12 protein-coding genes are annotated in these 19610 nt (G+C 71.8%); all 12 read right to left on the reverse strand.

Going from position 1 to position 19610, the window contains the following annotated elements; all coding sequences use genetic code 11:
* Window positions 1-7: 7 nt before the first annotated feature.
* The 12 genes from J2S22_RS05760 to J2S22_RS05815 all read right to left on the reverse strand — a co-directional run bounded on the left by J2S22_RS05760 (window position 8) and on the right by J2S22_RS05815 (window position 19607).
* Window positions 8-10192, reverse strand: a complete 10185-nt coding sequence (locus J2S22_RS05760) for a filamentous hemagglutinin N-terminal domain-containing protein (RefSeq protein ID WP_272777873.1) — start codon at window positions 10190-10192, stop codon at window positions 8-10.
* Window positions 10193-10387: 195 nt separating this feature from the next.
* The gene (locus tag J2S22_RS05765; RefSeq protein ID WP_272777872.1) at window positions 10388-11380 is read right to left on the reverse strand and encodes a FecR family protein; all 993 of its coding nucleotides are present in this window, start codon (window positions 11378-11380) and stop codon (window positions 10388-10390) included.
* Window positions 11370-11957, reverse strand: coding sequence for an RNA polymerase sigma factor (locus tag J2S22_RS05770; RefSeq protein ID WP_272777871.1), 588 nt, complete (start codon window positions 11955-11957; stop codon window positions 11370-11372). Before J2S22_RS05770 ends, J2S22_RS05765 begins: the two co-directional genes overlap by 11 nt.
* A 67-nt stretch (window positions 11958-12024) precedes the next feature.
* Complete coding sequence (locus tag J2S22_RS05775) at window positions 12025-12684, reverse strand: STN domain-containing protein (protein ID WP_272777870.1); 660 nt, start codon at window positions 12682-12684, stop codon at window positions 12025-12027.
* Window positions 12685-12906: 222 nt separating this feature from the next.
* Complete coding sequence (locus J2S22_RS05780; protein ID WP_307155805.1) at window positions 12907-13917, reverse strand: lytic transglycosylase domain-containing protein; 1011 nt, start codon at window positions 13915-13917, stop codon at window positions 12907-12909.
* A gap of 52 nt (window positions 13918-13969) precedes the next feature.
* Entirely contained in the window at window positions 13970-14350 is a 381-nt protein-coding gene (locus J2S22_RS05785) for a hypothetical protein (RefSeq protein WP_272777869.1), read from the reverse strand.
* A gap of 47 nt (window positions 14351-14397) precedes the next feature.
* Window positions 14398-14901, reverse strand: a complete 504-nt coding sequence (locus tag J2S22_RS05790; protein ID WP_272777868.1) for a YbjN domain-containing protein — start codon at window positions 14899-14901, stop codon at window positions 14398-14400.
* A gap of 59 nt (window positions 14902-14960) precedes the next feature.
* On the reverse strand, window positions 14961-15941 hold the full coding sequence (locus J2S22_RS05795; protein WP_272777867.1) for a peptidylprolyl isomerase: 981 nt from the start codon (window positions 15939-15941) through the stop codon (window positions 14961-14963).
* 50 nt (window positions 15942-15991) lie between these two features.
* The gene (locus J2S22_RS05800; RefSeq protein ID WP_272777866.1) at window positions 15992-16582 is read right to left on the reverse strand and encodes a hypothetical protein; all 591 of its coding nucleotides are present in this window, start codon (window positions 16580-16582) and stop codon (window positions 15992-15994) included.
* A gap of 2 nt (window positions 16583-16584) precedes the next feature.
* Window positions 16585-18429 carry a putative porin gene (locus tag J2S22_RS05805; protein ID WP_272777865.1) on the reverse strand — a complete coding sequence of 615 codons (1845 nt, stop codon included), beginning with the start codon at window positions 18427-18429 and terminating at the stop codon, window positions 16585-16587.
* 76 nt (window positions 18430-18505) lie between these two features.
* Window positions 18506-19192 carry a TonB C-terminal domain-containing protein gene (locus J2S22_RS05810; protein ID WP_272777864.1) on the reverse strand — a complete coding sequence of 229 codons (687 nt, stop codon included), beginning with the start codon at window positions 19190-19192 and terminating at the stop codon, window positions 18506-18508.
* A gap of 10 nt (window positions 19193-19202) precedes the next feature.
* Entirely contained in the window at window positions 19203-19607 is a 405-nt protein-coding gene (locus J2S22_RS05815; protein ID WP_272777863.1) for an ExbD/TolR family protein, read from the reverse strand.
* Window positions 19608-19610 lie beyond the last annotated feature (3 nt).

Below are 19610 nucleotides of genomic sequence, written 5' to 3' on the forward strand. Positions count from 1 at the left end.
AGGTCGCTCACACCGTGATGTCGCCGCCGCGCGCGGTGAGGACGCGCGACTTGTTGATGATCGTGCCCTCGCCGGTGACGATCCGGATGTCGCCGCCGTTGATGGTGAGCACACCGTTCCGCTCGCCGGTCGCGGTCGAGGAGAGCGCGCTGACCTGCAGGATGCCGCCCGGCGCGACGATGTCGAGATCGCCGCCGCGGTAGGTGCGGATCGCCGACACGTCCATGATCACGTCGCCCTGCCAGCCGGGGCCGCCGGCCTGCTCGGCACCGGGAAACAGGGTGGCGATGGCGGCGTAGCCGCGCTCGTAGCCGAGCCCGTCGGGACCGAGGCCGTCGACCTGACCGCGGCCCGCTGCCTTCAGCTCGGCGGAGAGCACGCGCTCGACGAGAATCTTGCGATGCTCGGCGTAGCGCGGATCCTGGAAGGCCGAGAAAGCCGCAGCCTCGGACAGCGTCGCGTCGCCCGTGACCTGGCGCATGAAGGCGACGAGGTCGTCGAGGTAGAGCGGCCGCCCGTCCTTCACCAGATGGGACGGCATGGCCGAGACATTGGCCGGGTCGAGATAGGCGGCCGCGAAGGCGTCGTAGCGCGGATCGTCCGCCGTGCCGGCCAGCACCGTGAGATCGGCGCCCTCGCGGGGCAGGTCCGGGTTCCGGTAAGTGACGGGCGAGCCCGCCGGTGCGGTCGCGGCCGGCGGCGTCTCGCCGTTGCCGACCGTCTCGATGCCGCCGCCGCGGCCGAGGAACACGTCGCGCCCGGCCTCGGCCAGGACGAAGCCCGGCCCGTCCACCGTGATGTAGCCGCGGCCGAGATTGAGGTCGCGGCCGGCGGCGATCAGCGTGAGGTCGGAGGCGCGGTTGTTCTGGATGCGCGCCTGCAGGTTGACGACGTCGTGCCCGGCCCGGAACCAGGTCTGCTCGGCGAAGAAATGCGCCGGCACGATGGAGGTGGAGCTCGCGGGATCTCCGTTGGTGATGTCGCCGGTGACGGCGTAGATCCGGCTCGGCTCGTCGTCGTCCGCGTGCAGCAGCCCGTCGCGATAGTCACCGCGCGACCCGATCCGGACGGTTCCGAACAGCTCGCCGCCGTCGACGGTGGGAAGCCCGACCAACGCCGTCACCGAGGGGGCGTTCGCGAGCGGGCGCAGGACGGTGCCGATGAAGTCGAGCGCGACCGGCGACAGATAGATGTTCGAGCGCAGCTCGACCGATCCCCGCGCCCAGATGTCGATGTTGCCGTCGGCGGCCGGATAGATCGTGACGGCCGACAGGCCGACATCGCCGTCGGCCGCGATCACCTTGGTGCGCGCCGGCAGATAGGCGAACGCCGTCATCGCACCGGCGCGGCTCGAGCCGTTCTCCGAATTGTAGTTGGACCAGGCCGGCGTCACGACCCGCAGCGACTCGGCGTCGACCGAGACGTCGACGTCACCGCCGACCGACAGCAGCGTCACCGACGAGCTCTCGCCATAGGTCGAGAACGCGCTGCGGGGGGCGTTGTACTCGGTCCCGACCTGATCCTTGGACTGGGCCCACAGGGTCGGATTGCTGGCCGACAGCACGTCGATCGAGCCGCCGGCCGTGACCGTGAGATCGGCGTCGCCGAGCGCCAGCACGGTGCGGATCGGCACCACCTCGCCGATGACGTAGCTGTCCGGGCTGTAGTCGTAATGGATGTTGGTGGTGCGGTTCGAGGTGACGGCGCCGCCCGCCGCCACGGTGCCGCTGCCGCCGTCGACATAGTACGCCCCGCCGACGATGTCGCGGCCGGCCTGCACGCGCAGGTCGCCGCCGCCGGTGATCGCGACGGTCTTGGCCTCGTTGGCGGTGCGTCCGCCGCCGACCCGGCCCTGGGTCGGCGTCGCGGCCGAGACGTTGACGACGTCGCGGCCGGCGGTCAGCGTGACGTCGCCACCGCCCAGGGCACCGATGCCCTGCTGGAAGTTCGAGAACCTGATCCACCACGCGGTCTGGCGGTTCTCCGTGAAGGCGCCGGTGCCGATGTCGCCGGCGTTGGGAACGCCGGTGTCGGAGGCGCCCTCCCGCCACAGCCAGTCGACGATCATCTGGTCGCTCGCCGTCAGCGTCACCACGTCGTTCTGGGCCGTCACCGACACGTCGCCGCCGCCCTGCGTGAACACCGGATCGTAGACGTTGCCCGTGTAGGTGCCGCCGAGCGAGGCATCGGCGACCCTGGCGCCCGCGCTGTAGATCACCGAGGTCTGGTCGGTCAGCACGACGTCGCGCCCGGCCGCGACCGCGATCGAGCCGGTGCCGGTGCGGACGCGGACGTCGGTGCCGAGCCGCACGCTGCCGGTGTCGGCGGCCAGTGCCCCGAGCGGCTGCACCGACAGCGGGTCGGCGGCGGCGAGGTCGGCCCCCCCGACCAGGCGGTAGGACCACGACGCGGTGTCGGCGAGCACCTCGGCGCTCGCTGCGGCCGAGGAGAAGCCGTCCGACAGGCTGCCGTTCAGGACCAAGTTGCCGGCGGCGCGCAGCGTGAGCACGCCGGCCTCCCCGCCGGTGCGCTCGCCGTGCAGGTCGACCGCCGCGGTCAGCGTCAGGTCGCCGGTCGATGCCAGCTCGACGCCGGGGACGAGGTGGAACGTCGCGTCGCCGGCGCGGCCGAGCGCCGCCTCGATCGTGGCGGCGTGGGCCGACATGAAGGCGGCGGCGTCCGCGAGCGCGCCGGGCAGCGACGCATCGACCGAGGTCGTGGCGTAACTGCGATAGGCCTCGGCGACGATCGTGCGCGCCGTCATGGTGGCGGCCGCGCTCGCCAGCTTCACCGTGCCGGCCGCATCGTCCCGCTGGAAGCGCAGGTGGATCTCGCCGCCGCCGGCGCGCCCGCCGGTCGCCGAGAGGGTCGCGCCCGCCGCGAGATCCATGGTGCCGGTCGCGGCGACGAGCGCGATGGTGCCGGACGACTCGTCGGCATCGGACGCGTCGGCGAGCAGGCGGGCGCCGCTCGCGACGGTGAGGTCGCCCTGGGCGGCGAGCCGGATGGTGCCGCCGGCGCTGCCGCTCGCGTCGACGACGCCGGTGACCGTGATGCTGCCGACGTCGGTCGAGAGCGAGAACGTGCTCGCCCGGGTGGTGCCGTCGAGGATCACGTCGCCGGTGCGCAGCCGGACGCTCAGTGCACCGTCGAAGCCGCCGGCCGCGAGGCCGGCTGCGAGGTCGGCGAAGCTCGCGAGCGAAGCGGTGTCGAGCTCGAAGCCGCCTCCGCGGCCGGCGCGGATCTCGCCGTCGAGATGCAGCGTGCGCTCCGGCGTCGCGATCTTCAGCGTTCCAGCGGCCCCCGCCCCGCGGCCGGAGACGTCGACCAGCGATCCCGCCTGCGCCGTCACCTCGCCGTGGTCGGCGACGAGGCTGATGGTGCCGCCGGCGATGTCGGCCCCCTGGTCGAAGAAGGTCCGCGTGAACCCGGTCGCCCGCGTCACCGAGCCGGACGCCAGGACCACGTCGCCCGTGGTGGCACGCAGCGTCACCGAGCCGGCGGTGAGATCGACGAGCCCGGCCTGGCGGATCGCCGCCGCCGTGATCGCCAGGCGGGCGCCGAGGGTCTCGATGCCGGCCCCGTTCGTCGCGCCGGAGAAATCGAACGTTCCGGCAGTCGTCCACTCCTGCGAGGCACCGCTCTCTGCGGTGAGCACCGGCGCGGAGAAGACGAGATCGGCGGTGCCGAAGTCGGCCGAGCCGGTGCCCCGCCCGAGGATCGCGGTGTCGGCCGTCACCTCGACCCGGCCGATGCCGCCGAACGCCTTGGCGCCGGCGTCGAGCACCACGGTCTTCGCGACGACGGCGAGCTGCCCCGCCGTGCCGGCGCCGGTCGTCGCCGTCACGTCGCTGGTGTTGGCGAACACCACCTCGCCGGCCACGATGTCGACGCGGGCGTCGGCCGTGACGGCCGCGGCGTCGAGGCGCAAGGTCTCGAGGGCGTAGCCGCCGCCGGCCGAGCGGGTGCCGAGCGTCACGTCGCCGTAGAAGTCGATCGACGAGTAGCTGCGCAGGCGCAGGTCGCGCGCGCCGGCGAGAGCGCCGAGCGAGCCGCCCGACAGCACGAGGCCGTCGGGCGTGCCGGTCGGGGCGCCGATGCTGATCCGGCCGCTCGCGACGTCCAGCGCCTCGGCGACGATGGTGGCGTCGGCGGCGACCGTGGTGGTCCGGGTCGCGTCGAGCGTCACGGCATTGCCGCGCAGGGTCGCAGCGCCGATCGCCAGCGTGCCCGCGCTCTGCTCGGCGCCGTCGCGGACCACGCCCACGGATCCGCCGTTCGAGACCCGCACCAGCGCGCCGTAGTCCCGCGCCGGCGTCAGGACCACGTCGTCGGACGGGTCGGTGGTGCCGCGGGTGTCGATCACGGCGGCGACCACCGGCGTGATCAGGATGTCGCCGGAGCCGGTCCCGACGGTGCCGCGCGCCTCGACCAGACTGCCATCCGTGATCGTGACCGTGTCCGTCGCGGCGAGCAGGATTTCCGGCGCGGCCAACGCGTTCGCGATGCTGCCGTCGGTCGCGACGACGACGCCCGTCGCCGTGGGGTCGATCTCCAGCCCGCTCGCGGTCTGCCGGCGGACGCCGCCGAGCAGGATGCTCTCGGCGCCGAGGGCGGAGAGCGCCGAGGAATCGAGGACCAGATAGCCGGAGGCGGCGTAGGCCGTGCCGTCGATGCCGCCGACCACCGCGATCTTGTCCGCCGCGATGTCGACCGCCGCGCCGCGGCCGCCGTCGACCGCCGCGCCGAGCAGCGTCGCGTCGAGCGTCGCCGACAGGGTGGCCTGGATCTGCAGCGCGCCGGCGTCCCGCGGCAGGCGCGGCACGGCCGTCACCTCGAGCCCGAGCTGGCGGCGCATCGTCTCGACGAAGGTGTCGGACGAGAAGTAGTCGTTCGCGGTCCAGATCTCGTACTCGGACCGCAGCGCGATGGTCTCGCGCCCCGCCGCCTTGTATGCGGTGCGGCGCTGGTCGCGGATGTCGGTGCCCCCGACCGCGCCGTAGCCGGACACGACGACCGAGCCGTCCAGCAACCGGGCCGAGCCGGCGATGTCGTAAACGGGCTGGCCGTTGCTGGTCACCACCTCGAGCCGGTAGGCACCCGGCAGCAGCGCGTAGCCGGCCGGCATCACCACGTAGTCACCGGCCGGGATCCCATTGCCGCCGTCGAGATGGACGATCTCCTGGCCGGCGCTCGCCGACACCATCGCGATCGGCAGGATCGCGACCGCGTTGCCGTAGGTCAGATAGTCGGAGGAGCCGCCCGAGCCCGGCACGAACTGGTAGGCGAGCAGGTCGCCGCCGCCCGACAGGTCCACGACCGCGCCGGCCTGCATGTCCACGGTCGGCGCCTTCAGTGTCACCCGCTTCTCGGGCGGGGCGGTGAGCGGGTTGTTGGGATCGTCGCCGTACCAGAGGCTCTGATCGACGATGGTGCCGTAGGGCACCACGAGGCCGGCGCCGGAGACCGAGGTGATGCTTCCCGCCGCGAGCGTGAGCGTGTCGCTCGCGTCGAGGACGATCTGGCCGAACGGCGCCCGCAGCGTGCCGCCCTGGGTGATGACCGGTGCCGACAGCGTCAGCGTGCCGCCGGCGGAGAGGGGCAGCGGCTGGGTACCGTTGGGCAGGATGGTGATCGAGTCGGTGGCCCTGATGGTCGCCGTCGTCTGTGTGGCGGGATAGACCTGACCGGCGACGATCACCAGCGCACCGTCGACGTCGAGGCGCGACACCGGAGCGCCGGCCATGCGCAGGTCGTCGGTCTCGATGCGGGTCTGCGACCAGCCGCGCAAGTCCACCCGCCCGACGTCGAGCAGCGACGCGGCGAGCGTGAGCTGGCCGGCGAGCGCCGCCGCCGGATCGGCGGTCAGGCCGCTCCCGCCGAGCTGGATGTATGGCGCTTCGATCCGCGAGCTGGTGCCGTTGCGGTTGATCAGGGCGCCGTCCAGGGTGATCGAGCGGGTGGCGGACAACGTGACGCCGTCGAGCTCGATGTTGGCGCCGGCGGCGGCGATGGTCGCGAAGCCGCCCGATTGGAACGAGGACGGGCGCACCACCAGGGGGCTGACCGGCCGGAAGACCTGTCCGAACGAGGAATCGATCCCGTACTCCATGACCGCGATGAACTCCGGCGTGATGCCGTAGCTCGCGAGGTCCATCGGGCCGCCACCCGCGGCGGTCTGCGAGAACACGATGCCACCGGTCGAGGTCGGCGACAGCGCGTCGTACAGCGCCTGGGTGAAGACGAGCGACATGTAGGGGAAGTCGGTGCCGTCGCCGATCAGCCCGAAGTCCTGGAACATCGGCCCGAAGTCGAAGCCGATCGCCTCCTGCGAATCCCCGTCGCACGAGCCGTCGCCATAGCCGTAACAGCCGGGCTCCAGCATGAGCAGGAACTGCTCGAGCATCGTGCGCGGCGCGGGCAGGCTGGGATCGCCGCTCGCCGTCATCGAGATGCTGAGCGTGCCGCCCGATGCGCCGGCGCCGCCGGGCTCGCCACGCAGCGTGCCCGCGATCGTGCCGCCGCTGGCCGTGATGGTGATGCCGCCGGCGTCGCCGGCAAGGGTCAGCGGCCGGTAGGCGGGGCGCGCGCCGGCCCCGGCGTCGACCACGTCGATCGTGCCGCTGACACCTGACACGTCGATCAGCGAGCCCTCCTCCAGCGCCACGAACCCCTCGGCCAGGATGTCGACCTCCCCGCCCGCCAGCACCTCGCCGCTGCGATGGCCGAGCGCGTCGGTGACGATCCGGGTCGCGCCCCGCGCCAGGAGGCGGCCCGTCGCCGCCAGGGTGACGTCGTCGCCGCTCAGGGTCACGGTCCCGGCCGGCGTGTCGATGGTGCCGGCGACCGTCACGGTCGCGCCCGACAGCGCGACGCTGCCGCCGACGCCGGGCGCGAGGGTGCTGCCGGACGGCAGCACCAGGTCGCCGGCCGCCTGGAACGTCAGCGCGCTGCCGGCGCGCAGTTCGGGCGCAGGCGTCGTCGGCGACGTCACGGCCGCGACATCGCCGGATGCCTGCCAGCGGAAGCTTCCGTCCAACACCCGGGTCTGGGGCGCCGGCGCGAGCGTCAGCCCGTCGGCGATCGTGATCGTGTCGGCACGCACGACATAGGTGGTGAAGCCGCCGGTCTCGAAGAAGGACGGGTCCAGCCAAGTGGCACCGCCGGTCGCGCCGCCGTCGGCGGCGACCACCACGTCCGGAACCCGCAGGATCAGCTTGCCGCCCGTCGAGGCGAGCGCCCCCTCGCCCGACGTGACGCCGTATCCGCGCAATGTCACCAGATCGAGGTCGAGGCCTGCGGCATCGGTGACGCCGAGCTGGATGGTCCCGGCGGTGCCGATCTCGACGTCGCCGCCATAGGTCAGACGCGCCCCGGCGCTGACGTCGAGGACGACGCCGGGCTCGAACACCAGTGCCCCTCCCAGGTCGATGGTGCCGCCGTCGACCGCCACCGGCCCGGAGGACGGGGCGAGGAGCTGGTTGGTCCACAGGCCGCTCACGTCGATCACGGTGCCGGCCCGGAGCGTCGTTGCGCCCGTGCCGGTGATTCCGACGCTGCCGCCGGGTATGCGGATCGACCCGTCGACCACGACCGACCGGCCGGCACCGCCCGAGACGACGATCAGCGAGGCGCCGGGGGAAAGCAGCAGATCGACGTCGTGATCGAACGTCACGTCGCCGCGAACCTGCACCTCGATCTTGGCGAGCCCGCTGTCGCTCAGCATGTCGGTCGAGAGCACCACGGTTCCGGCCCGCTCGGCCGGCAGCGGTGACGTCGCCGTGACGTCGGCGAGCGCCGGCGCCGCCGCCCGGAAATAGACGTTCTCGGCGTTGAAGTTCGAATCCGGGAGCGAGGTCGAGCCGATCTTCAGGGTGCCGCCCGCCGGCGGCGACACGATCTGGCGCTCCCCGGCGACGGCGTGGGCGTCGATCGTGCCGTCGAGCACCACGGTCGGCGCGTAGACGGAGAGCGAGCCGCCCGTGGTGCCCTCGACATAGCCCTTCTCGGCGACCGACGATGTCGATCGCCGAAACGAGTTCGTCCAGGTCTCGGTGATGCTCCAGCGGCCGTGCGAGACGACCCTGCCGTCCCCGACCGCCACGTAGATCATGTCGGCCGGGGCGTTGCCGATATCGTACCGCTTGCCGTCGATGCCGGTGAGCTGGGTCGTCCTGACCACGCCGTCGAGATAGCGGATCGATCCCCCCGAGATGTCGATCGTGGCGCCCGACGCGACCACCACCTCGGCGGCGTGGACGGTGACGCTGCCGCCCGCCACGGCGCGCTCCGCCATCGAGCTCGGCGCGTTGGCGATGTAGTCGTTGGCGTCGACGACCTCGCTGCCGTACCAGACCGAGCCGTCGGCCCGTTTTCCGCTGACGCGGCGGTCGACATGGACCGTCTCGCCGATCAGGATCCCGTCGCGCTGCAGGGGCGCGTCGCGCACCTCGTTGGCCCGCACCTCGACCGCGACGGAGTTGCGCTCCATCGGCACCACCACGTCCTTGGCGCCGGCGACGTCGAGGACGGAGCCGGACTGCATCAGCAGCCGCGTGCCGGTCATCGGCTCGTTCGGCGAGACCGGGAAACCCTCGTTCAGATTGGCATAGACGAGTTCGATGCCGCGCAGGTCGATGTCGATCGTGCCGGCCTCGGCCTGCACGTAGGCGCCCTGCAGCTCATGTTGCGCCGCCGACGTCTTGCCCTTCAGCTCGACGGTTTGCCCGACGATCCGCACGGTCGAGGAGTTGCCGTCGGAGCCGCCGGTGCCGAGCTCGCCGCTGCGATCCACCACCACTTGGGTAATGCTGTCCTCTCCGAACACGACCGTGCCGGCGCGCCGCTTGATCGTTCCGTAGTAGTTCCACAGCACCGAATCCTCGCCGGCGAGGAAGATGCTGCCGGGGGACTCGAGTGTGGTCACGGCGCGCACGATGCCGTTCTGCGCCACGGTCGAGCCGACCAGCGTGACGTTGCCGCCGTCGGCCGTGATCAGGCCGTCGTTGCGGACCACCATGCCGACCTCGGCGGTGCGTGCGGCGAGCGCGGCATAATATGCTGCATCGTCGACGTAGCCGGTGTAGTAGCCGGTCGCCGCCGAGACGTAGGCGCGCAGCCCGATCATGCCCGTGTCGGCGTCGTGCGGCAGCAGGAAGATCCGCTCCCCGGCGGCCATCAGAACCTGGCCGCCGTCGGTGGTGATCGTGCCGCGGTTCGTCACGTTGGTGCCGAACAGCCCGATCAGCCCGTGCTGGCCGCTCGCGATCTCGGCACCGGCCTCGACCAGCACGTCGCCCGCCGCCGCCGGCGGCGGCGCGCTCGGATCGGTCGTCTGCGCCAGCTCCCCGAAGGTGGGCAGGCGGTCGATGGAGTTGCCGGCGATCTCGCCGACGAGCGACGTGTTGATGCCGGCGAGGAACTGCGCGTTCGAGAGCGCCAGCGACGAGACGACGAGCGAGCCGACATTCACCTGGCTCGAGCCGCCGAAGATGATGCCGTTGCGGTTGACGATGTAGACCTGACCGTCGGCCTTGATGCTGCCGAGGATGCGGCTCGGCGCCGCGGTGGGATCGAGCACGCGGTTGAGGGCGATCCAGTTCGCCACGTCCGCGCCGCCGGCCGTCTGGTTGAAATAGAGGTCGGTCTCGCGGCCGACATTGAAGCTCTCCCAGGTGAGGATCGCCTTCTTCTCGGTCTGCACGACCTCGACCTGGGTGCGCCCGCTCGTCGTCGTCTGGGTCGGCAGGTTGGCACCCTGCCACAGCCCGCTGCCGCCGTCGGCCGGGCCCGGCACGGCCCCCGGCGCGACCACCAGGCCCCCCGGGGTCAGCCCGTTCGGCACCGTGACGCTCGCAGCCCGGGCGGCCGCCTGCGCCGCCGCCTGGATCGCCCGCATGCTGCGGAGCGAGGCGTCCACCCGGGTCATCGCCTGCGCGGCGGCCGCCTGGGCGGCCTGGGCGGCCGTGGTGGCGGCCGACGCCGCCGCGGCAGTCGCGCTCGAGGACGACCGGTTGGCCCGCATGTCGGCCGCGGCCGGGGTGCCGGCGATCAGCAGGGCCGCGAGGCTGACGCCCGCCAGCAACAGCGGCCGCCGCGACCGGCCGGCATTCGTGAAGCACGGCCGCAGGATCCCGCGGGGGCCCGCACCGCCCGTCGCGGACGGCGGGCACGGCTGACGATCGTTGGACATGGCGGCTTCCTGGCGCGGCGATCCGGCGCGATCTCGAGAGACGACGCGAGGAGACCCGGCAAGGCCCGACCCTGTCGTCTCTCCCCGCCTCCTCGACGAGCGACGGCGTCGCCATCGGAACCGCACCGGCGAAAATTTCCGGCGGCCATCGTTCGGCCGCCGGGCGGCGACCGGCGGACGGCGGGACGCCGCCGCTCAGCCGATCAGGACCAGGCCGGCGGGAAGTCGGGTGATGCGGGCCGAGAAGGCCTGCTCGAGATAGATCGTCACCGCGTCGAGCCGGTCGATGTGAAAGACCGCGTCGACCAGACGGCGGCCCAGGGCCGCGTCCACCAGGACGATGCGGCCCGCCCGGTACCGGTTCACCTCGTCGACGACACGGGCCAGCGGCTCGCCGCGGAACACGAGCTGTCCCTGCTGCCATGCCGTGACGACGGTCGGGTCGACCGGCGACACCTCGCCGAAGCCGGCCCGCGCGAAAACGACCTGCTGTCGCCCCGAAAGGGAGATTTGGGCGGACCGGCGCGTCACCCGGGCGGTTCCGTCCAGGCAGGCGACGCAAGTTCCGGCGCCGTCGTGCCGGACATCGACCCGCCCCTCCCGGGCCTCGACGCGGGCGTCGCCGACCGCCACGACGGCCCGGCCGGTCTCGCGATCGGCCGTGACGACGATCTCGCCGGCGATCAACTGGACCTCGCCGTCCGCCTGCAGGTCGACACTGCTGCGGGTGTTGAGATGAACCGACACGCCGGTGACGTCGATCACGCGCAGCTCGCCCGGGCCGGTGCGGACGTCCGCATGCATCTCCGACAAGGACGGCCACAGGCTCAACGGCGGGTGCAGGACCGCGACCGCCGCACCGGTCGTCGCGGCCATGGCGGCGCCGCCCAGGAAGGCGCGCCGGGCGAGGCGCGGGGGGCGGTCGCGGCCGATCGGACAGGGCGCCCGACGCGCGGCCTCGGCCGCCACCGGCAGGAGCATGTCCCAGGCCCGCGCGATGCCGGCGAACGCCGCGCGATGCTCCGGGCTCTCCTCGCACCAGCGGCGCAATGCGGCGGCGTCGACCGTGGTCGCCTCGCCGGACGACACGCGCGCCATCCAGGCCACGGCCTCACGCGTCAGCTGCCGCCTGCGCTCGCTTGCTTCGTCCGCCGGCCGCACGCCGTGTTCGTCGCGATCACCGCCCATTCGATCTCCGGTCCTTGCTCCCGGCCTGTTCCCCGGGCGGGTCGGCGCCGCAGGACCCGAAGCGGGTGATCGCGGTCCGCTCGAGCTGATCCGCGCAATGCTCCAAGGCGCGCCGCAGATCCTTGACGACCATCCGTTCGGAAACTCCGAAGCGGCGAGCCAGCTCGGCATGGGGCGTGCGGTTCACCCGGACGGCGATCAGGATGGCGCGCTGACGCGCCGTCAGCGTCTCGAGGGCGCGCCCCAGCGCGGCGAGCTCGGAGCGGGCCGCGGTCCGGCGCTCCGGATCGATCGACGCGTCGGCGAGGTGATAAAGCGCCTCGACCTCGGAGTATTTCAGGCGCCGGACGTCGCTGCGCCGGTGATCGCTGGCGATGTTGAGCGCCACGCGAATGATGTAGTCCTCGGGCCGCCGGATGGCGGCGACGTCGCTGCTCGGATCGAGGCGCAGATAGGTCTCGTGCAGGACGTCGCCGGCGAGGTCGGCCGAGCCGAGGCGCCGCGACAGGCGCCGCTTGAGCTCGCCGTAGCGCGCGGCCAGACGGCGCCGCAGCGACCCGGGCGGTCCCTCGGTCATGGCGCGGAGCCCGCGCGCCGAACCGTGGCCCGCACCGGCACGCCCGCCATCGTCGCACCCGCCATCGTCATCGGGCTCCGACCGCGCGCGGACCGCAGTCGCCGGTCTCGTCCGGCAGGCGCGGCAGGACGACGAGGACGACGGGCTGCCCGAGGCCCGCGGGCGGCGGCGGCCCGGCCGGCATCCGTTTCACGCTGTCCAGGATCGCCTCGGCGCGCGCCGCCTCCTGCTCCCCCAGCAGGCGCCCCCGGGTCACCCGCCCGGAGGCGTCGATCCAGAGCGCCAGGGCGGCGCGGTAACGGCCGGGAAGCGCGTCCGGCCGCGCACACAGCGCCGCCCGCAGATTCGCTTGCAGGGTGGCGAGAAAGCGGCTCTGCCGCGGATCGTGCGCCCACGCCGGCACCCGGTCCGCGGGCAGATCCACGGCCGGTCGGGCGATCAGCGTGTAGCCCCGCGGCCCGGCCCGGCGATAGTCGAGCCCGGTTCCGGCCAGCAGCCGGCGCAACGCCGCCTCGGCCTCGAACGGTCCGGCGATCCCATCCGAACGCAGCCCGGCGACGAGACCGTGCTCGACGAAGATCTCGATCCCGGTCGCACGGGCGAACGCCGTCAGGGCATCGGCGAGCGGCTGCGCCGGAATCGACAGCACGACCTCGCGCCCGAGCGCCCGAGCGGCCTCGTCGGCGGTCGTGCCGGAATCCGCGGTCGTGCCGGACCAGGACGGCACGCTCCCGGCGACGTCCAGGGAAAGACCGAGAACGACGACGGCCGTCCAGTGCCGCAGGACCGTCCGAATATGCAAGCACGCGCCCCCGAGAAGCCGGGCCGCCGACGGCCGACCTCCATCTTATTCGGAGAAGCGCGAAGCTAATGTAACGGCCCGGCGTCGCCGGGCGCCTCGACCGGCGAGCCCTGCCCCGGCCGTACCCAGCCGCCTGGACGATCGCCGTCACCGCTCCGGCTCGGTCTTTCCGGACAGGCGCGCCACGGCGCGATCCAGCCGGGCGTTGATCTCGGCATAGTCGGCGGCGGCGCCGCGGCGGGCGCCCCGTCCGCAGGTGCCGCAGGCTCCGACCGGCTCGCCGAAGGTGGCGACCGGCACGCTGCCGATCACCGGATGGCCGCGGGCCGCGAGACGCGCCCGCACCTTCAGGCAGTAGTCGACCGAGCGGTAGGAGAAGCGCCGCTCGCCGTGGCCGGCCCGATACTTCATCACGGCCGTGCAGAGATCGCCGCCGGCGAGGCTCCACGCCTGCGCCAGATACCGCACGCCGTAATGGATGTTGATCTCCGGCACCGCGAGCTGCTCGAGCGTTCCGGTGAATCCCATCATGCGCGCCGTCGAGGGCAGCACCTGCATCAGGCCGATCTCGCCGACGGCACCGACGGTGCGCGGGTTGTAGCTGCTCTCGACGCCCATCACGGCCTCGGCCACCTCGGCCGGCATCCCGGCGAGACGCGCCTCTGCCTCGATCAGCGGACGATAAATGCCGGCGCCGACGCCGTAGCCCGCCAGCGACAGGCGCAGCCGCACCCGCCCGTAGACCGAGGACGGCGGCTCGTCCGCCGACGCCGCAGCGTCGACCCGGGCGATGCTCGCCAGGATCGTGTCCGCGCTGATCAGCCCGTCCGCCGCCTCCGGCTCCTCGGCACGCGCCGCCGGGTTTTCGAGCGACGCCGTGTCGCCGGGAGCCGCCGTGTCGCCGGGGACCGTCGCCCCGTCGGCGGTCCCGGGGTCCGGCACGCTGCCGGACGGGACCGTCTCGTCTCCCCGCGGGTCCACCGGATTCGCGGCGACGGCCGGCACTGCCTCGTTCGGAACCGCCTCGTTCGGCAGCGAGGTTCCGCCGGCCCGGCCGGGGATCCCGATCGCCGAGCCGACCAGCGCGACGCCGACCAGCGCGATGCCGAGCAGGACAGCCGGCACGGCCGAGCGGCGGAGCCGTCGCGTGTGCATCATCGTCGTCCCCCGCCGCGGCGGCCGCAGCCGCCGTCCCGTTCGGCTGCTCGTCTCAGCGCATCGGTGTCGAAAAGGTCGTGGTCGGCCGGAACGGCACCACGGACCGGCCGAAGTTCGGGCCATATTGCTGCTGCACGGCCGGAAGGTTCACGATTCCCTTCTGCAGGTCGGTCGAGCCGGGCCCGATCGGCGGCGTATTGAGGGTCGGGTTGACGCGGTCGACCTCTCTCTTGAAGTGCAGATTGAAGCAGTCGAGCGACTTCTCGTTGCCGATCTGCACCTCGATGCAGCGCTTCATCGCCTCCGACAACTGCGCCGCCGCCGGCGTGGCTGCCGCGACGACCGCGATCGGGATCGCGATCATCACCGAGGTCGCGACCGTGAGCGCCGCCGCGGCGTGCGCCCCGTGCCTGGATCCCGCTCGCTCTGCCACGACAGCCTCCTCTGCAGATCGACTCGCGCCGGGAAAACGCCCGGCGGCTAGGCCGCCGGCGCCGCCGCCTCGGCCACCGTCGCGGCGGCCGGACGGGTCGATGGGGCCCGGGACGTGACGCGTGCGATCTCGGTACGGAGGAAGCTCGGAAGATCCTGGACGAGCCGATCCCACAGCGTGAACTGCGTCGCGACATGGGCCGGCAGCACGCCGCCGGCGACCGAGACGTCCTGGGTGAGCACCAGCATGTCGCCGTGACGCAGCATCCGGGCGTAGCGCCGCGAGTCGTTCCAGGCGTTCACCACCACGAAGCTCAGCTCGCCCTCCACTTTCAAGGCGGCGACGCAACGGACATCGAGATAGCGGCCGGCGCCCGCCGGGGCCGGGCTGCCGCCCTGGATCTCGAAGGCGAGACCGCCGGTGGCGGAGCGCAGGACCTCGCGGCCGGAGGGCTCGGTCACGCGCTCGACCCGATAGCCCTGCTGTTGCAGGAGCTCGGTCAAGCGGTCGAAGTCGATGTCGAGGAACGGGACGTTCGGATCGATGGCCATGGGTCGGAATTCACTCGTTGTCACGGACAGAATGGATGGATCGCCGGCATCGACCGGCGTCACGGCTTGGCGGACTTGCCGTCCTCGAGCGCCTTGGAGAGGGCGAACTCGTTGACGACCGGCGGCGTGCGCCGCAGGAGCTCGGCCATGTAGGCCCGTCGCATCTGCGTGGCCCGCTCCTCGCGCAGCCGTCCGGCGAGCTGGTCGCGGACCTCGTCGTAAGGCCGCGTCGCGGCCGCCCGCGTGTCGACCAGCTTGAGGATGTGCCAGCCGTCGTCGAGCTGGACCGGATCGGCCACGCCGTTCTTGGCCAGGCCGAGCAGGATGGCGCGCAGCTCCGGGCGGATCTGCGACTCGGACACCCAGCCGATCTCGCCGCCGCGCTCGGCCGTCTGGCGCGAGTCGCTGAGGTCACGCGCGACCGCGCCGAAGTCGGCACCCGGCTGCTTCAGCTTCGCCTCGATCTCGGCGAGCTTCTTGCGGGCGGCGTCGAGCGTCGGCTTGTCGGCGTCGCGGGCGCCCGCCACGAAGATCTGGGCGACCTGGAAGGACCGCGGCACCACCAGGGCCGTCCGGTTCGCCTCGTAGGCGGCCCGGATGTCGGCCTCCGGCGGATAGTCCGCCGGCACCTTGGCGACGGAGGCGAGATAGGTCTCGGCGATCGCCGCCTCGCGGACCTTGCGGAGATGCTCGGCGACGGCCGGGGTCTGATCCCACTTCTTGTCCAGCGCCTCCTTGAGCAGCATCCGGGTCGCCAGCATGGAGCGGACCGCCTGCCCGAGCCGCGACGGATCGGCGTCGAGCGCCGCCCGTTCGCGCTCGCCCAACCCCGCCACCAGGGCTCGAACCTCGTCCGCCTTCACGTCGATCGATCCGATCCGCGCGACGACGTCCGCCGCGGGTGCCGCGGGCGCCGCGCGGGCGGCCGGCGCGGCGGCAGGCCTCGCCGCCGGCGCCGCCGCCGTGGCGGCGGGCCTGGGGTTCGGCCGGGCGGCCGGCACCGTGGCCTGGGCCAGCGCCACCGAACCGGACAGGACCATCGTCAAGGCCGTGAGGACACCTGCGCGAACGCGATACGAGACGAGCGACGTCATGGAGCGACCTTCTGTTCACGGATTTTGCCGCCGTAATCCTGCAGCAGGTTTTGGACATCCACGCGACGGAGGCCGAACATCGGTTCCCGCCCGCCGACGATGTCGCCGATGGTGACGCCCTCGTAGGCCCTCATCAGCTCCTGGCCGATCTTGACCAGCTCCTTGTTCTTCCCCTCGCAGCTCTTCGCCCGGACCTTGCACGCGTTGGATTCGCCCTCGAACTTGGCGCGCTCGGCGTCCTTGGTGCGGGCCACCGTGGCGGCCTCGGCATAGGCGGACTTCCAGCGCTCGAGCACCTCGTTGCGTTCCTCGAGCTTCTGGTTGAACGTCTCGACTGCCGTGCGGTGGGCCACCTCCACCTCCTTGAGCTGACCCTTGAGCTGGTCGACCTGGCCCTGCAGCGCGGTGCGGGCGCGATCCGCCTCGGCGAGGCGGGCCTGGAGCTGGGTGCGCTGGTCCTCCAGCATCCGGGTCTGCGCCGTGGCGCTGCGCAGCGCCTCGCGCAGCCGGTCGGTTTCGGATTGGGCCTGCGCCGGGCCGGCGAACGCCAGCGCCGCGACGGCGGAGATGAGAACGAGCCGGACCATGATCAGAACTTCGCGTTGAGGTCGACCTGGAGGATGTCGACCGAAGCTGCCGGACCGGCGATCACGTTGGCGCTCATCCAGCGCACCGTGGCCCAGACATTGGGGCTCAGGCCGAGGCTGGCGCCGACGAAATAGCCCTTGAGATTGGTGCCGCCGAGGCCGAAATCCGAGTCCGTGAAGGCGTCGACGGTGGCGTCGGATTCGACGTACTTGTAGCCGACATGCGCCTGCCAGTCCCACAGCTGCTTGAGCGCCGGGTGGCCTACCGTCAGCCGGCCGTAGTAGCCGGTGTCGCCGCCCTCGTAGCCGCCCTCGACCGTCGTTCCGTCGCTGTAGGTGATGTTCGGGCCGCGATTGTTGACCGCCAGGGCCGCCACCTCGGCCTTGTCGAACGCCATGTTCTTCACGAACTCGCCTTCGAGCGTGATCCAGATCGGCGCGAAGATCTTGTTCTGGAGACGAGCGGAGACGACCAGCGGCCGGAACTCGGTGGCGAGGCCGAAATACTGATAATTGTGACCGGCACCGCTGTTGTCGAGCTGATACTGCGCCAACGCGGCCAGATCCTGGCTGCGGAGCAGCATATAGGTGTTTCCCTTCTGGGCGAACAGCGGACGGTAGAGGTCGGTGTCGCAGGCGATGCTGCTCTGAGTCGTGTCGCACAGGCTCGACAGACGGCCCTTGACGCCGGTGAAGTTGTAGAAGGCGCCGCCGACCGTGAAGTCCCAGAACTCGGCGAAGCGCGTCGAGAAGCCGACCTGGGCGCCCTGCAGCCACTTGTCGTGACTCTTGTACTTGTAGGGCTCGTCGTCGGCCTGCGAGCCGAGATTGATGCCGGCGTTGAGCGACGTGTTGTAGATCGGGAACACGCCGGCGTTCAGGAAGCCGGTGAAGTCCGGCACCAGGTCGCGCTTGAACTTGATCGCGCCGCCGTCGAAGCCGATATCCCGGTTCCACACCATGTCGCCGGCCGTGAAGAACGGATTGTCGAACCGGCCGATCACCCCCATGTACTCGTAGGCCGGCTGGTACTGGATGAAGGCGCGATCGAGCCACAGCGAGTACTTGCTGAAGTTGCTCCCCGATCCCCCGAGCGTCTGGTTGGTCGACACCGGGGCACTGGAATCGCCGGTCGCGATCCGCATTCCGGCCGTGAACCCATTGGTGAGGTCGGCGTCGAAGCCGAGCCGTGCCCGCAGCCGCAGGCGGTTGCGATCCTCGGTCACGTTGTAGGTCGGATACCAGGCCTCCGACCAGCCGTAGTCGTAGGGATTTCCGGTGTTGATGGAATTGAAGTCGTAAGCGTAGTCCTGCAGGTTTCCCTTGGGAAAGAACTGGTTCTCGTAGCGCACCCGCATGTCGCCGTAGAAGCGCATGCGCGAGGCCCATTCGGGATAGGTGCCGGGGGACGCCCAGCCTTCCGCCTTCGCCTTGGCGAACACCTCCTGCCGGAGCTCCTCGCGCAGCTGGCGCTTGACCACCTCGGGGACGTGGCTGACCCGCTTGGTGCCGGGCGGCGACGCGGCGGCGGCCGCCGCGGCCGCCGTCTTGGCGGCCTCCTCGGCTCGAGCCGAAGCCCCGCGCGCGGCCTCCTGGACCACATAGGATTCGTCCTGCGCCTGCTTGATCAGGAGCTCGCCTTCCTCCTCGGTGAACACGCCGCGCTTCACCAGGCGGTTGACCAGGTTGACCATCGCGTTCGGGCTCATCGCCTTCTCGGTGGAGACGGTCGGCCGCTTCGCCGCCGGCTTGGCGTCCTGGGCCACCGCGGGAGCGGCCACGCAGATCGCGCCGATCGTCATCGCGAGCATCGACCGCCGCGCGCTCTCGTGTTTCGTCTGGAACATCACCCCCGCCCCTTCACTGCTTCGATCTGGTCATTCGCGCCGGTCGCCTGCGCGCCGGCGTCGTCGTATGTTCGGTTCATGTCGGTCGCCGCATGACGATGCGGGCCACCATCGGCATCGGCATGTTCGGCGGCGGCGGCTCGCGGAGAACCAGCCCGGAGAGAATCTCGTCGCGCACCGCGCTGTCGATTTCCGCATTGCCGCTCGACGAGCCCAGCACGATCCGGACGATCCGCCCGGTGCCGTCGACCCACACCCGCACCTGCATCTGGGCCACCGAGCTTCGCGTCTTCGGGTTGGCCATCAGGGCACGCTGAATCTGACTGGTGACGACGCCGTTGTACCAGGCGAACAGGCTGCCGCCGCCGCCGGCGGTGAGCGAGCGGCCGCCCTTCTTGGCCGCCATGTCGCCCGGACCGCTGGCGTCGACGTCGAGCGCCGGGGGGCCCGGCGGCTCGTCGCTCGCGGACTCGGCCGGCTTCTCGTCGATCGGCTTCTCGGCCGGCTTCTCCGGCTTGAACTCCGGCTCCGCCATCTTCGGCGCCTCGATCATCTTCTCCTCGGGCGGCGGCTGCACCTGAGGCGGAGGCGGTGGTGGCGGCAGCACGACCACGACGAACTCCTGGACACGTCGTGGCGGATCGGACTCCGATCCCTGCACCAGCACGATGCCGGCGGCGGCCAGCGCCAGGACGATCGCCGCCCCCCCGGCGGCGATCCCGAAGCGCCGCCTGCCGTCCCGCGAGTCGCGATTTGCGGTCATGGTCGCCGTCTCACATCACGAGGGGCTTGGTCGCCAGGCCCACCTGGGTGATGCCGAGACGACCGAGCAGGTCGAGCACGTCCATCACGTTCTGGTACTGGGTCTGGCTGTCGCCCCGCAGGACCACGGGGAACTCGGGCGTCAGCGCCTTCTGCTGCACCAGCCGCTGCTCCAGCTCGGCCAGCGTGACCGGGATGGTGTCGAGGAAGATGCGGCCCTCGTTGGTCACCGTGATCGCCTTGGTGGTCTGCTGCGCCAGGCTGGGCGCCGCAGTCGCCTTCGGCAGGTTGACCTTCATGCCCTGCACGGTCGCGGTGGTCATGATGATGAAGATCACCAGGAGCACGTAGGCGAGATCCAACATCGGCGTGATGTTGATGTCGTCGTACGGCTTGGCTTGGCTCTGGATCTTCATGGC

This window comes from Rhodoplanes tepidamans (genome assembly GCF_030813915.1).
Classification (GTDB): Bacteria; Pseudomonadota; Alphaproteobacteria; order Rhizobiales; family Xanthobacteraceae; genus Rhodoplanes; species Rhodoplanes tepidamans.